The organism is Pseudomonas sp. P65(2024) (genome assembly GCF_057480955.1).
In genome coordinates this window covers 349,314-363,575 of record NZ_JBLIYX010000001.1, presented here as the reverse complement: position 1 = coordinate 363,575, position 14,262 = coordinate 349,314, and the positions used below count along the sequence as shown (strand labels likewise).

Sequence of the window (14,262 nt, the reverse complement as noted above, 5' to 3'; positions counted from 1 at the left end):
GGAAAGTGACGGCGGAGCCAGCACTGTTGGGTATTAGTGTCTAGCTTAGCCGTTTGCCGGTGGCGGGTGAAAGCACTGTGCTTGTATCGAGTTGTTATCCGACGCCCTGCTGCCGGCGATGGGCTTTTGATGTCGTGAAGGGGCAAGTCAGGTAGAATGCGCGCCCGGTTTTTGGAGATGATCATGACCCTGCTCAAATTCAGCGATGTGTCCCTCGCGTTCGGCGCCATGCCGCTGTTGGACAAAGTGTCCTGGCAGATCGCCCGTGGCGAGCGGGTGTGCATCATCGGCCGCAACGGCACGGGCAAGTCGAGCATGCTGCGCCTGGTCAAGGGCGAGCAGAAGCCCGACGACGGTGATATCTGGCGCGCGCCGGGGCTGAAGATCGGCGAGCTGCCGCAGGAACTGCCGGTGGCCGACGAGCGCAGTGTGTTCGACGTGGTGGCCGCAGGCCTGGATGGCGTGGGCGAGCTGCTGGCCGAGTACCACCACCTGAGCCAGAACATCCACGGCGATGACGACCTGGAAAAGCTCATGCACGTCCAGCATGAGCTGGAGGCCCGCGACGGCTGGCGCCTGCAGCAAGTGGTGGAAAGCACCCTGAGCCGCCTGCAGCTACCGGCCGACAAGACCCTGGCCGAGCTCTCCGGCGGCTGGCGCCGTCGCGTGCTGCTGGCCCAGGCACTGGTGTCCGAGCCCGACCTGTTGCTGCTCGATGAGCCGACCAACCACCTGGATATCGGCGCCATTGCCTGGCTGGAAGAGGCCCTGAGCGGCTTCAACGGCGCGGTGCTGTTCATCACCCACGACCGCTCCTTCCTGCAGAACCTGGCTACACGCATCCTCGAGCTGGACCGTGGCGGGCTGATCGACTGGAACGGCGACTACGCCAGCTTCCTGGTGCACAAGGAGGCTGAGCTGGCCGCCGAGGCCACTGCCAACGCGCTGTTCGACAAGCGCCTGGCCCAGGAGGAGGTGTGGATTCGCCAGGGCATCAAGGCCCGGCGTACCCGTAACGAAGGCCGCGTACGCGCGCTCAAGGCGCTGCGCGTGGAGCGCAGCGAGCGCCGTGAGCGCCAGGGCAAGGCCAATATCCAGATCGAAGTGGCTGACAAGTCAGGCAAGCAAGTGATGGTGCTGGAAGATGTCAGCTTCGCCCACAAGGATGGCCCGAAACTGGTCAAGGACTTCTCCATGGTACTGCAGCGCCAGGACCGCATCGGCCTGCTCGGCGCCAACGGTACCGGCAAGACCACGCTGCTCAAGCTGATGCTCGGTGACCTGGAGCCGACGTCTGGCAAGGTCGAGCGCGGCACCAAGCTGGAAGTGGCCTACTTCGACCAGATGCGCCATCAGCTGGACCTGGAAAAGACTGTCATCGACAACCTGGCCGAAGGCCGCGACTTCATCGAGATCGATGGCCAGAACCGCCACGTGCTGAGCTACCTCGGCGACTTCCTGTTCAGTCCGCAGCGTGCGCGCACGCCGGTCAAGGCGTTGTCCGGTGGCGAGCGCGCGCGCCTGCTGCTGGCCAAGCTGTTCAGCAAGCCGGCCAACCTGCTGGTGCTGGACGAACCGACCAACGACCTCGACGTCGAGACCCTGGAGCTGCTCGAGGAAGTGCTGTCCAACTACAAGGGCACGGTGCTGATGGTCAGCCACGACAGGGCCTTCCTCGACAACGTGGTGACCAGCACCCTGGTGTTCGAGGGTGAGGGCCGTGTGCGCGAGTACGTCGGTGGCTACGAGGACTGGATCCGCCAGGGTGGTTCGCCGAAACTGCTGGGCGTGACCGAGAGCAAGGGCGGCAAGTCCGAGCTCAACAGCGCGGTGGTAGCCAAGACGGTGGAAGAGCAGGCACCTGCCGCTGCCGTCGCGCCTGCTGCCGATGCCAGCAAGAAGAAGCTCAGCTACAAGCTGCAGCGCGAGCTGGAGGCGCTGCCAGGGCAGATCGATGCGCTGGAACAGCAGATGGCCGAGGTACAGGAAGAGGTCAATGCCTCGAACTTCTACCAGCGTCCTATCGATGAAACCTCAGCAGTGCTGGCCAAGCTGGAGAAGCTGCAGGGCGAGCTGGACGTGCTGGTGGAGCGCTGGGCCGAGTTGGAAGGCTGAACGCATCGCGGGGCAAGCCCGCTCCCACGCAGCCCCGTCTGACGAGCTGTGTGGGAGCGGGCCTGCCCCGCGATTACAGGCTTACTCGGCCTTCTTCTGCAACCGCACCGCCAGAACATCGCACGGCGCGCCGTGCAGCACGTCATTGGCGGTGGAGCCCAGCAGCAGCGCCAGGCCATGGCGGCCATGGCTGCCCACCACGATCAGGTCGCAGTGTTGATCCTTGGCCAGCTGGTGGATTTCCTGTCGCGGCTGGCCGTAGACCAGGTGGGAATCGCCACGATTGATGTCCGGATACTTGTTGTACAGACGGTCCATGCGCTCCTTGGCCTGGTCGAACTGTTGCTGCTGCAACTGCGAAAGGTCCATTGGCACGTCGCCGCCGAAGGCCATGGCCATGGGTTCGACGATATGCACCAGGGATACCTTGGCGCCGCTGGCCAGGGCGATGGCTTTGGCCCGCTTGATCACCGGGTCGCATTCTTCGGTCAGGTCGACGGCGACCAGAAGATGTTCGTAGGACATGTGCAGTACTCCTGACAATCGCGATAGTAGAAGTATGGTCGCTTTCGGGCCGGGCGTGCGTGAAACCTGGATAACCCGCTCATTTGCAACGCTTTATAAGGTCTACAGATATGACGGTATGGCTAGTGGTGTCAATCCTTGCGCTGATGCTCAGCCCGCTGGCCTGGCTGCGTCAGTCGCGCAAGCAGAGCGAACAGATGAACCTGCGCCTGGAGGGGCGGCGCATGGGGCTGGCCATGCAGCTGGCACCGCAGCAGTGGCCGCACTGGCTGGAAAAGGAGCCGCCCAGCCCCTGTCCGCAATACCACCGGGCGCGGCGCAAGGGCCGCGAGGACTGCTGGTGCTACTGGCAGATCAGTCCGGGCGTGTGGTGGAACCAGTGGCGCGAACCCTGCGAGGAGCCGCGTCTGGCCGAGGTCTTCGCTCGTCTGCCGGCAACCGTCTACAAGGTCGAGGCCGACCGGCGCATGATCGCCCTGTACTGGAGCGAGCGGGGCGATAAATCTGTTTTGCAGGATATTGCCCAGGCCCTCGATACCCTCGCCTAACCTGATCAACGCAAAACGGCGCGCAGGAGCAACCATGCTCTTGCGCGCCGTTTTGCGTTCTGCAGTGCAGAAAAGGGCCAGGCAGGCCGGAAACACTTTCATGCAGGCCCAGTGTAGCCATCGTTGGCGAATGCGTTTAGAAAAAAGCGCCGTTCGCCGTCGGTGATGGTCGATCGCTGACATGAATGGTCGGCGATCACTGTCATCATTTTTCGTACCCGGTGGGTAGAAGATGACTGGAAAGTCGCGTTTTCACGGTGTTCGCGAGCATTTGACAACGCCGTTCATTTCGGAGAATGTGTGCACACCCAAGTCAAACGGGCGTATGAATTGAGCGTTTGTATGTCAGACGGCTCTTACAGAATCCCGATTAGCGCGTCGACGGGTGTGCCTGGAGCGAGTGACCGGTAGACCGGCTCTTGCGCCAGCGTTCGACGTGTACTGTTCAGCTTCCATATCGTGGAGATCAGTTGATGATTTACGAAGGTAAAGCCATCACGGTTAAGGCTCTTGAAAGCGGCATCGTCGAACTGAAGTTCGACCTCAAGGGTGAGTCCGTCAACAAGTTCAACCGTCTCACTCTGAACGAGCTGCGTCAGGCCGTGGACGTGATCAAGGGCGCTGCCTCGATCAAGGGCGTGATCGTCAGCAGCGGCAAGGACGTGTTCATCGTCGGCGCCGACATCACCGAATTCGTCGACAACTTCAAGCTGCCCGAGGCCGAACTGGTCGCCGGCAACCTGGAAGCCAACCGCATTTTCAATGACTTCGAAGACCTGCAGGTGCCGACCGTCGTCGCCATCAACGGCATTGCCCTGGGTGGCGGCCTGGAGATGTGCCTGGCCGCCGACTACCGGGTCATGTCCAGCAGCGCCAAGATCGGCCTGCCGGAAGTCAAGCTGGGCATCTACCCAGGCTTCGGCGGCACCGTGCGTCTGCCGCGCCTGATCGGCTCGGACAACGCCATCGAGTGGATCGCCTCGGGCAAGGAAAACCGTGCCGAGGACGCCCTGAAGGTCGGCGCCGTCGACGCCGTGGTGGCGCCCGAGCTGCTGCAGGCCGGTGCCCTGGACCTGATCAAGCGCGCCATCAGCGGCGAGCTGGACCACAAGGCCAAGCGCCAGCCCAAGCTGGAAAAACTCAAGCTCAATGCCATCGAGCAGATGATGGCGTTCGAGACCGCCAAGGGCTTCGTCGCCGGCCAGGCCGGCCCGAACTACCCGGCGCCGGTCGAGGCCATCAAGACCATCCAGAAGGCTGCCAACTTCGGCCGTGACAAGGCCCTGGAAGTCGAAGCCGCCGGCTTCGCCAAGCTGGCCAAGACTTCGGTCGCCGAGAGCCTGATCGGCCTGTTCCTGAACGACCAGGAGCTCAAGCGCAAGGCCAAGGCCCATGACGAGATCGCCCACGACGTGAAGCAGGCCGCCGTGCTCGGCGCTGGCATCATGGGTGGCGGCATCGCCTACCAGTCGGCGGTCAAGGGCACGCCGATCCTGATGAAGGACATCCGCGAGGAAGCCATCCAGCTGGGCCTGAACGAGGCCTCCAAGCTGCTCGGCAAGCGCGTCGAGAAGGGGCGCCTGACCCCGGCGAAGATGGCCGAGGCACTCAACGCCATTCGTCCGACCCTGTCCTACGGCGATTTCGCTAACGTCGACATCGTCGTCGAGGCCGTGGTCGAGAACCCGAAGGTCAAGCAAGCGGTACTGGCTGAAGTGGAAGGCCAGGTGAAGGAAGATGCCATCCTGGCCTCCAACACCTCGACCATCTCCATCAACCTGCTGGCCAAGGCGCTCAAGCGCCCGGAAAACTTCGTCGGCATGCACTTCTTCAACCCGGTGCACATGATGCCGCTGGTCGAAGTCATCCGCGGCGAGAAGTCCAGTGAAGTCGCGGTCGCGACTACCGTGGCCTACGCCAAGAAGATGGGCAAGAACCCGATCGTGGTCAACGACTGCCCGGGCTTCCTGGTCAACCGCGTGCTGTTCCCGTACTTCGGCGGCTTCGCCAAGCTGGTCAGCGCCGGCGTCGACTTCGTGCGCATCGACAAGGTCATGGAAAAGTTCGGCTGGCCGATGGGCCCGGCCTACCTGATGGACGTGGTCGGCATCGACACCGGCCACCACGGCCGCGATGTGATGGCCGAAGGCTTCCCGGACCGCATGAAGGACGATCGTCGCTCCGCCGTCGACGCCCTCTACGAGGCCAACCGCCTCGGTCAGAAGAACGGCAAGGGCTTCTACGCCTACGAGACCGACAAGCGCGGCAAACCGAAGAAAGTCGCCGACGCCAGCGTGCTCGACGTGCTCAAGCCAGTGATCTTCGAGCAGCGTGAAGTCAGCGACGAGGACATCATCAACTGGATGATGGTGCCACTGTGCCTGGAAACCGTGCGCTGCCTGGAAGACGGCATCGTCGAAACCGCCGCCGAAGCCGACATGGGCCTGGTCTACGGTATCGGTTTCCCTCCCTTCCGCGGTGGCGCGCTGCGCTACATCGATTCGATCGGGGTCGCCGAGTTCGTCGCACTGGCCGACAAGTACGCCGACCTGGGGCCGCTGTACCACCCCACTGCGAAGCTGCGCGAAATGGCCAAGAACGGCCAGCGCTTCTTCAACTGAGCGCCCAACGAGCTAGAGCGAGAATATTGATATGAGCCTGAATCCAAGAGACGTGGTGATTGTCGACTTCGGTCGCACGCCGATGGGCCGTTCCAAGGGTGGCATGCACCGCAACACCCGCGCCGAGGACATGTCCGCGCACCTGATCAGCAAGCTGCTGGAGCGCAACGACAAGGTCGATCCGAAGGAAGTCGAGGACGTGATCTGGGGCTGCGTCAACCAGACCCTGGAGCAGGGCTGGAACATCGCCCGCATGGCGTCGCTGATGACCCAGATCCCGCACACCTCCGCCGCCCAGACCGTCAGCCGCCTGTGCGGATCGTCGATGAGCGCGCTGCACACCGCCGCACAGGCGATCATGACCGGTAACGGTGATGTGTTCGTGGTCGGTGGCGTCGAGCACATGGGCCACGTCAGCATGATGCACGGCGTCGACCCCAACCCGCACATGTCCTTGCACGCCGCCAAGGCTTCCGGGATGATGGGCTTGACCGCCGAGATGCTCGGCAAGATGCACGGCATCACCCGTGAGCAACAGGATCTGTTCGGCCTGCGTTCGCACCAGCTCGCCCACAAGGCGACGGTCGAGGGCAAGTTCAAGGACGAGATCATCCCGATGCAGGGTTATGACGAGAACGGCTTCCTGAAGGTCTTCGACTACGACGAGACCATTCGCCCGGAAACCACCCTCGAAGGCCTGGCGTCGCTCAAGCCTGCGTTCAACCCCAAAGGTGGCACCGTCACCGCGGGTACCTCCTCGCAGATCACCGACGGCGCCTCGTGCATGATCGTCATGTCCGGCCAGCGCGCCATGGACCTGGGGATCCAGCCACTGGCGGTGATTCGCTCGATGGCGGTGGCCGGTGTCGACCCTGCGATCATGGGCTACGGCCCGGTCCCGGCGACGCAGAAAGCCCTCAAGCGCGCTGGCCTGACCATCGCCGACATCGACTTCTTCGAGCTCAACGAAGCCTTCGCCGCACAGGCCCTGCCGGTGCTGAAGGACCTGAAAGTGCTCGACAAGATGGATGAGAAGGTTAACCTGCACGGCGGCGCCATCGCTCTGGGCCACCCGTTCGGTTGCTCCGGTGCGCGGATCTCCGGCACCCTGCTCAACGTCATGAAGCAAAATAGCGGTACCCTGGGCGTCGCCACCATGTGTGTCGGCCTGGGCCAAGGCATCACCACTGTCTTCGAACGCGTCTGATCGCGTTGCGGGACAGCAGCCGGGGCCATGTGCCCCGGCTTTTGTTTTTTACAGGATTTGTTCAAGAGGGCGAGTGACATGCAGATACAACCTGGTGTGTACCGGCATTACAAAGGCCCTGAATACCGCGTGTTCAGTGCGGCGCGGCATTCCGAAAGCGAAGAATGGATGGTCTTCTACCAGTGCCTGTATGGTGACTACAGCTACTGGGTCAGGCCACTTTCGATGTTCCAGGAGTCCGTCGAGGTTGACGGCGAGCAGGTGCCACGCTTTGCTTTGGTCAAGGCCGAAGAGGGGCTGGGCGAGCGGCTTGGCAAGGCGCACGAGTGATCGACCACGCTTGACCTCACTCTTTTGCCACTATATATAGCGGTGCCGCGTCCGGCACCTGACGCGTTTTTCATCTTCAGATTCAGGAATACTCCGATCCATGGGCAAATCGCTGGTCATTGTGGAATCCCCGGCCAAGGCCAAGACCATCAACAAGTACCTGGGCAGCCAGTACGTGGTGAAGTCGAGTATCGGCCACATCCGTGACCTTCCCACCAGCGGTTCCGCCAGTGCGAGCAAGGAACCGGCGGCCAAGCGCGGCAAGACCGCGGCCCAGGCCCCGGCCTTGTCGCCGAAGGAGAAGGCGCGCCGCACCCTGGTCGCGCGCATGGGCGTCGACCCGGAAGCGGGCTGGAAGGCCAAGTACGAGATCCTTCCCGGCAAGGAGAAGGTGATCGAGGAACTGCGCCGCCTGGCCAAGGATGCCGACACCATCTATCTCGCAACCGACTTGGATCGCGAGGGGGAAGCCATTGCCTGGCACCTGCGCGAAGCCATCGGCGGCGACGACAGCCGCTACAAGCGCGTGGTGTTCAACGAGATCACCAAAAAGGCTATCCAGGAAGCCTTCTCCCAGCCGGGCGAGCTCGATATCGACCGGGTCAACGCCCAGCAGGCGCGGCGCTTCCTCGACCGCGTGGTCGGCTACATGGTCTCGCCGCTGCTGTGGGCCAAGATCGCCCGCGGCCTCTCCGCAGGTCGTGTGCAGTCGGTGGCGGTAAAGTTGGTGGTCGAGCGTGAGCGCGAGATCCGCGCGTTCAATCCGGAAGAGTACTGGGAAGTCCACGCCGACCTGGGCACCGCCAAGAACGCCAAGGTGCGTTTCGAGGTGGCTCGCGAGAAGGGCGAAGCTTTCAAGCCGCTCAACGAAGCCCAGGCCATGGCCGCGCTGGAGAAGCTCAAGGCCTCCAGCTACAGCGTGAGCAAGCGCGAGGACCGGCCGACCAGCAGCAAGCCTTCGGCGCCGTTCATCACCTCCACCCTGCAGCAGGCCGCGAGCAACCGCCTGGGCTTCGGGGTGAAGAAGACCATGATGATGGCCCAGCGTCTGTACGAAGCCGGCTACATCACCTACATGCGTACCGACTCGACCAACCTGTCGACCGACGCGGTCGAGATGGCGCGCAGCTACATCGAGAAAGAATTCGGCAAGCAGTATCTGCCCGCCGCGCCGATCGTCTACGGAAGCAAGGAAGGCGCCCAGGAGGCGCACGAGGCGATTCGTCCGTCGGATGTAAACACCCATCCGACCAAGCTCAGCGGCATGGAGCGTGACGCCGAGCGCCTGTACGAGCTGATCTGGCGCCAGTTCCTGGCCTGCCAGATGCCGCCGGCGCAATACCTGTCCACCAGCGTCACCGTGGTGGCCGGCGAGTTCGAGCTGCGTGCCAAGGGCCGCATCCTCAAGTTCGACGGTTACACCCGCGTCCTGCCGCAGCAGAGCAAGCCGGGCGAGGACGACGTGCTGCCGGAAATGGCCCAGGGCGAGGCGCTCAAGCTGATCCAGCTCGATCCCAGCCAGCATTTCACCAAGCCACCGGCGCGCTTCACCGAAGCGAGCCTGGTCAAGGAAATGGAAAAGCGCGGCATCGGCCGACCGTCGACCTACGCGGCGATCATCTCGACTATCCAGGACCGTGGCTACGTTACCCTGCACAACCGTCGGTTCTACTCCGAGAAAATGGGCGACATCGTCACCGAGCGCCTGTCCGAGAGCTTCGCCAACCTGATGGACTACGGCTTCACCGCAGGCATGGAAGAGAACCTCGACGACGTGGCCCAGGGCGAGCGTGACTGGAAGAACGTCCTTGACGAGTTCTATGGCGACTTCAGCAAGAAGCTGCAGACTGCCGAGTCCACCGAGCACGGCATGCGGGCCAACCAGCCAACCCTGACCAACATCGCCTGCAAGGAATGCGGCCGGCCGATGATGATCCGTACCGCCTCCACCGGTGTGTTCCTTGGCTGCTCGGGTTACAGCCTGCCGCCGAAGGAGCGCTGCAAGGCCACGGTCAACCTGGTGCCGGGCGACGAGATCGCCGCCGACGACGAGGGCGAGTCCGAGTCGCTGGTGCTGCGCGGCAAGCACCGTTGCCCGATCTGCGCCACTGCGATGGACGCCTACCTGCTCGACGAGAAGCGCAAGCTGCACATCTGTGGCAACAACCCGGACTGCGCTGGCTACGAGATCGAGGAGGGCAGCTACCGCATCAAGGGCTACGAAGGCCCGAGCCTGGAGTGCGACAAGTGCGGCAGTGAGATGCAGCTCAAGACCGGCCGGTTCGGCAAGTTCTTCGGCTGCACCAACCCTACCTGCAAGAACACCCGCAAGTTGCTCAAGAGCGGCGAGGCAGCGCCGCCGAAGATGGACAAGGTGGACATGCCGGAGCTCAAGTGCGAGAAGGTCGACGACACCTACGTGCTGCGCGACGGCGCTTCGGGGCTGTTCCTGGCCGCCAGCCAATTCCCGAAGAACCGCGAGACCCGTGCGCCGCTGGTGTTGGAGATCGTTCCGCACAAGCACGAGATCGATCCGAAGTACCACTTCCTCTGCGAAGCGCCGCAGAAGGACCCGGATGGGCGCCCGGCGGTGATTCGCTACAGCCGCAAGACCAAGGAGCAGTACGTGCAGTCCGAGGTCGACGGCAAGCCGACCGGCTGGAAGGCGTTCTACGACGGCAAGGCGTGGAAGGTCGAAGACAAGCGCTGATCTAAGTTGTGACTGGGGCCGCGAAGCGGCCCCAGTCATTTGATGACAAGCAAAGCGCAATCCCTGAAACTGCAGGCAATCGTCTTGCAGCCTTCAGGAGTCAGCCGAAATGGCCCAGGAACTCTACACCCGCACCAACCAGAAACTGTTCTTCGCCGGCCTCGCCCTGGAATCCATGGCCAAGGCCGCCGACAGCCAGGCCATGAACGCCCAGGGCCTGCTCCAGGCCGAGCGCGAATCGGCGCTGTTCCACCTGTATGGCGCACTGCTGGGGTTGTGCCACGAGATCGCCGGCTTCTACCGCTTGCCGCAGGCTTCAGCGCCACGGGCCGAGCTGCTGTTCAGTGACGAGGTGCTGCAGAGCGTGGCGATCCCGGAAATGGCCGAGCTGCTGGAGCTCGCCCGTCAACCGGAAACCTGGCTGGCGCGTCTGCTGGCCGCTTATGCCGATTTGTTCCGACCGCCGGTCGCGCAGAAACCCGTGAAGGGCGACGTCACCCAACCGCTGATCCAAGCCGTCAATCTGGACGCGCGCGAGCCAGCCGAGCTTTCCCGCGAGGAGCTCGAAGCCTGGCGGCAGAATCTGAAAAGCCTGGTGAGACGCTTCCGCGAAGCGCTGAGTGAGTGCTGACTGCCGCCATGGCTGGTACACTACTGGCCTTTCGTGAAAAGCAGGCCCTTTATGTCAACGTCCTTTCTAGAAATTGTCGAGTTGCCTGATGGCCGGATCGAGCTGCGCCGCGCCGAAGATGAAGGCTCCCTGGTGACCTTGGATTTCTCCGAGGATGCCAAGGCATTCCTGCAAGGACAGCATGTGGAAGTGGCCAAGGCCATGCTCAGCGTCGGCGTGCAGATGGCCGGTCGCCTCGTCGAGGGTGACTTCGAGCGTGAAGAGGGGCCACGCGTCCTTCACTGAGGCAGGTTACAGGCCCAGGGTTTCAAGCGTTTGACAGGCAAAGCCTGAACATCAGCCGAGGCGGATGTTCAGGCTTTGTGCGTTTCCGCTGGCGGCGGCGCGCTGGAGCTGTTGACGAGCATTGCTATTCAGGGTGCCTAGCCAGCTGACCACCGTGTGGCTGTGGCCCAGGCGCAAGGCTTCGCAGGCCAGTTGCAGGGCGGTCTGGTTGCCGCCGGGTTGTAGCAGCAGGATGCGTTCACGGTTCAGGCCGGCATCGCGCAGCCAGGCCTGGGTGAGGCTGCCGGGCGGGGCGATGAGCGTCAGCCAGCGGCTGTCGTCTTCTTCGCTGAGTTCGCGCAGGACCGGTGCCAGCAGACTCTGGCAATGCCCGGGTGCGCCGCGCAGGGTCAGTTCGCTGAACAGCTCGGGCTGGCTGCTCTTGCGCGGCGTCGGGGCGGGCTTGAGGCCAGGCAGAACCGGCTGGGCGAGAAAGGCTTCGAACAGCGGCAGCTGGGCTTGCTGGGGTGCATGGGTGAACGGCTGCATGGCGCCTCCTGGTTCAGCGGCGCAGGACGCCGACGCTTAAGCCCTCGATCACCAGCTCCTGTTCTTTCAGGTCGACTTCGATGGGGGCGAATTCGGGGTTTTCGGCGAGCAGCCAGACCTTGCTGCCTTCGCGCTTGAAGCGCTTGACGGTCACTTCGTCGCCGATGCGGGCCACCACCACCTGGCCGTTGCGGGCTTCGCGGGTGGTGTGCACGGCCAGCAGATCGCCGTCGAAGATGCCGATGTCCTTCATGCTCATGCCGTGTACGCGCAACAGGTAGTCGGCGCGGGGATGGAAGAAGGCCGGGTTGATGTTGCAGGATTCCTCGATGTGCTGCTCGGCGAGGATTGGTGCGCCGGCGGCGACCCGGCCAATGATGGGCAGGCCGCTGTCGTCGCTTTTCGGCTCCAGGCCGGGAATGCGGATGCCGCGGGAGGCGCCGGGGGTCATCTCGATGGCGCCCTTGCGGGCCAGGGCCTTCAGGTGTTCCTCGGCGGCGTTGGGTGACTTGAAGCCCAGCTCCTGGGCGATCTCGGCGCGGGTCGGCGGGAAGCCGTTGTCTTCGAGGCAGCGCTTGATGAAGGCCAGAATCTCGGCTTGGCGTGGCGTCAGTTTCAGCATGGGCGAGGGCTCTGTCTTTTTATACAGTGACTGGGATTATATACAGTGGCTCGCAGCCTGCAACCCACCCGGACCAAGAAAGATCGGATGGCCGACGCATCTTGTCGCTTGCAGCCTGACTCTTGGCGCTTTTAAATGGCGACCGACCGGTCACCCAGCCTTGACATTGGCAGGTCTGAAACGTATGTTTCAAACAACTGTTTGTCAGGCGGAGTAGTCATGGCCCAATCGGAAACCGTTGAACGCATCCTCGATGCGGCGGAGCAGCTGTTCGCGGAGCGCGGGTTCGCGGAAACCTCATTGCGGCTGATCACCAGCAAGGCCGGGGTCAACCTGGCGGCGGTGAACTACCATTTCGGTTCGAAGAAAGCCCTGATCCAGGCGGTGTTCTCGCGCTTCCTGGGGCCGTTCTGCGCGAGCCTGGAGCGCGAGCTGGAACGCCGCCAGGCGCGTCCCGAGCAGAAGGCCTCGCTCGAGGAGCTGCTGGAAATGCTGGTGGAGCAGGCCCTGGCCGTGCAGCCGCGCAGCAACAACGACCTGTCGATCTTCATGCGCCTGCTGGGCTTGGCCTTCAGCCAGAGCCAGGGTCATCTGCGACGTTACCTGGAAGACATGTACGGCAAGGTGTTCCGCCGCTACATGCTGCTGGTTAACGAGGCCGCGCCGCGTATTCCGCCGCTGGAGCTGTTCTGGCGCGTGCACTTCATGCTTGGCGCCGCGGCGTTCAGCATGTCGGGGATCAAGGCCCTGCGGGCCATCGCCGAGACCGATTTCGGCATCAACACCTCGATCGAGCAGGTCATGCGCCTGATGGTACCGTTCCTGGCCGCCGGCATGCGCGCCGACAGCGGCGTTACCGACGAGGCCATGGCCACGGCGCAGTTGCGTCCGCGCAGCAAGTCCGCCGCCCCCGCCAAGGCCTGAGCACTGGGCGGGGCAGGGCGCTTGCGCTAAGCTAACGCCCATGCCAGACCTTGTCTCCCGCCGCATTTTCCGCCACCACGGCCGCTTCGCCACTGAAGCATCGGGCAGTTCGTTGTCCGATGGTTGCGTGCGCCCGCGCCACGGCGAAGCGCCCCTGGACCTCCTCCCATGAAGGACTCCCTATGACTTCCAGCCTGCAAGGCTCCCTGATGGTGGATATCGCCGGTAAATGGCTGACCGCCGAAGACCGCCATCTGCTGCGCCAGCCCGAAGTGGCCGGCCTGATCATCTTTGCCCGCAACATCGACAGCCCGCGTCAGGTGCGCGAGCTGTGCGCGTCGATCCGCGCCATCCGCCCCGAACTGATCCTCGCCGTGGACCAGGAAGGCGGGCGGGTCCAGCGTCTGCGCCAGGGTTTCGTGCGCCTGCCGGCCATGCGCGCGATCGCCGACAACGCCAACGCCGAGTACCTGGCCGAGCAGTGCGGCTGGCTGATGGCCACCGAGGTGCTGGCGGTGGGCCTGGACCTGAGCTTCGCTCCGGTGCTGGACCTCGATCACCAGCGCAGCGCCGTGGTCGGCAGCCGCGCCTTCGAAGGCGATCCACAGCGTGCCACCGCGCTGGCTGGTGCGTTCATCCGCGGCATGAACGCCGCGGGCATGGCTGCCTGCGGCAAGCATTTCCCCGGCCACGGCTGGGCCGAGGCCGACTCCCATGTGGCGATCCCGGTCGACGAGCGCAGTCTGGAGCAGTTGCGCGCGGCCGACCTGGTGCCGTTCACCCGCCTGGGTGGCCAATTGGCGGCGGTGATGCCGGCCCACGTGATCTATCCGCAGGTCGACAATCAGCCGGCCGGCTTCTCCCGGCGCTGGCTGCAGGACATTCTGCGGGGCGAACTGGGCTTTGACGGGGTGATCTTCAGCGACGACCTGTCCATGGCCGGCGCCCATGTGGTGGGTGATGCCGCCAGTCGTATCGAGGCGGCCCTGAGCGCCGGCTGCGACATGGGCCTGGTGTGCAACGACCGAGCGGCGGCGGAGCTGGCGCTGAGCGCGGCGCAGCGGATGAAGGTCAAGCCGTCGCCGCGCATCGCGCGGATGCGCGGGCAGGGCTTTGCGCGTACCGATTACCGACAGCAGCCGCGTTGGCTGGAGGCGTTGGGGGCGTTGAAGGAAGCCCAACTGGTCGATTGACCTCGCCCCTCATCGCGGGGCAA

At 63.8% G+C, this 14,262-nt stretch carries 13 protein-coding genes; 10 read left to right on the top strand and 3 right to left on the bottom strand.

All coding sequences use genetic code 11. From position 1 onward, the window contains the following. Positions 1-183 precede the first annotated feature (183 nt). The gene (locus AC25MA_RS01810; protein WP_062359591.1) at positions 184-2,115 is read left to right on the top strand and encodes an ATP-binding cassette domain-containing protein; all 1,932 of its coding nucleotides are present in this window, start codon (positions 184-186) and stop codon (positions 2,113-2,115) included. Positions 2,116-2,196: 81 nt separating this feature from the next. On the opposite strand, the gene AC25MA_RS01805 is transcribed toward AC25MA_RS01810, so the two are convergent. Further along, complete coding sequence (locus AC25MA_RS01805; protein WP_028692744.1) at positions 2,197-2,640, bottom strand: universal stress protein; 444 nt, start codon at positions 2,638-2,640, stop codon at positions 2,197-2,199. 110 nt (positions 2,641-2,750) lie between these two features. On the opposite strand from AC25MA_RS01805, the gene AC25MA_RS01800 reads away from it, so the two are divergent. From AC25MA_RS01800 to AC25MA_RS01770, 7 genes are all read left to right on the top strand, one after another. Then, positions 2,751-3,188 carry a hypothetical protein gene (locus AC25MA_RS01800; protein ID WP_028692743.1) on the top strand — a complete coding sequence of 146 codons (438 nt, stop codon included), beginning with the start codon at positions 2,751-2,753 and terminating at the stop codon, positions 3,186-3,188. A 473-nt stretch (positions 3,189-3,661) separates the two neighbouring features. Beyond that, on the top strand, positions 3,662-5,809 hold the full coding sequence (gene fadB, locus AC25MA_RS01795) for a fatty acid oxidation complex subunit alpha FadB (protein WP_486971749.1): 2,148 nt from the start codon (positions 3,662-3,664) through the stop codon (positions 5,807-5,809). Positions 5,810-5,840: 31 nt separating this feature from the next. Beyond that, a complete protein-coding gene (gene fadA, locus AC25MA_RS01790; protein WP_486971748.1) occupies positions 5,841-7,016 on the top strand; it encodes an acetyl-CoA C-acyltransferase FadA in 1,176 nt (391 codons plus the stop codon). A gap of 78 nt (positions 7,017-7,094) precedes the next feature. Further along, positions 7,095-7,346: a DUF1653 domain-containing protein gene (locus AC25MA_RS01785; RefSeq protein WP_028692740.1), complete on the top strand. Its 252-nt coding sequence runs from the start codon at positions 7,095-7,097 to the stop codon at positions 7,344-7,346. Positions 7,347-7,446: 100 nt separating this feature from the next. Next, on the top strand, positions 7,447-10,056 hold the full coding sequence (gene topA, locus AC25MA_RS01780; RefSeq protein WP_062359588.1) for a type I DNA topoisomerase: 2,610 nt from the start codon (positions 7,447-7,449) through the stop codon (positions 10,054-10,056). 109 nt (positions 10,057-10,165) lie between these two features. Beyond that, positions 10,166-10,687 (top strand): DUF6586 family protein, encoded by a 522-nt coding sequence (locus AC25MA_RS01775; protein WP_028692738.1) that lies wholly within the window; start codon positions 10,166-10,168, stop codon positions 10,685-10,687. A 51-nt stretch (positions 10,688-10,738) separates the two neighbouring features. Further along, positions 10,739-10,972, top strand: coding sequence for a hypothetical protein (locus tag AC25MA_RS01770; RefSeq protein WP_023630868.1), 234 nt, complete (start codon positions 10,739-10,741; stop codon positions 10,970-10,972). Positions 10,973-11,023: 51 nt separating this feature from the next. Here AC25MA_RS01770 and sulA read toward each other — a convergent pair whose 3' ends face one another. Beyond that, positions 11,024-11,500, bottom strand: a complete 477-nt coding sequence (sulA, locus tag AC25MA_RS01765) for an SOS-induced cell division inhibitor SulA (protein WP_062359586.1) — start codon at positions 11,498-11,500, stop codon at positions 11,024-11,026. 13 nt (positions 11,501-11,513) lie between these two features. After that, entirely contained in the window at positions 11,514-12,122 is a 609-nt protein-coding gene (gene lexA, locus AC25MA_RS01760; protein WP_028692736.1) for a transcriptional repressor LexA, read from the bottom strand. A gap of 219 nt (positions 12,123-12,341) precedes the next feature. Here lexA and AC25MA_RS01755 point away from each other — a divergent pair, with 219 nt between their 5' ends. Continuing rightward, a complete protein-coding gene (locus tag AC25MA_RS01755; protein ID WP_028692735.1) occupies positions 12,342-13,046 on the top strand; it encodes a TetR/AcrR family transcriptional regulator in 705 nt (234 codons plus the stop codon). A 194-nt stretch (positions 13,047-13,240) separates the two neighbouring features. After that, a complete protein-coding gene (gene nagZ, locus AC25MA_RS01750) occupies positions 13,241-14,239 on the top strand; it encodes a beta-N-acetylhexosaminidase (protein WP_175406179.1) in 999 nt (332 codons plus the stop codon). Positions 14,240-14,262 lie beyond the last annotated feature (23 nt).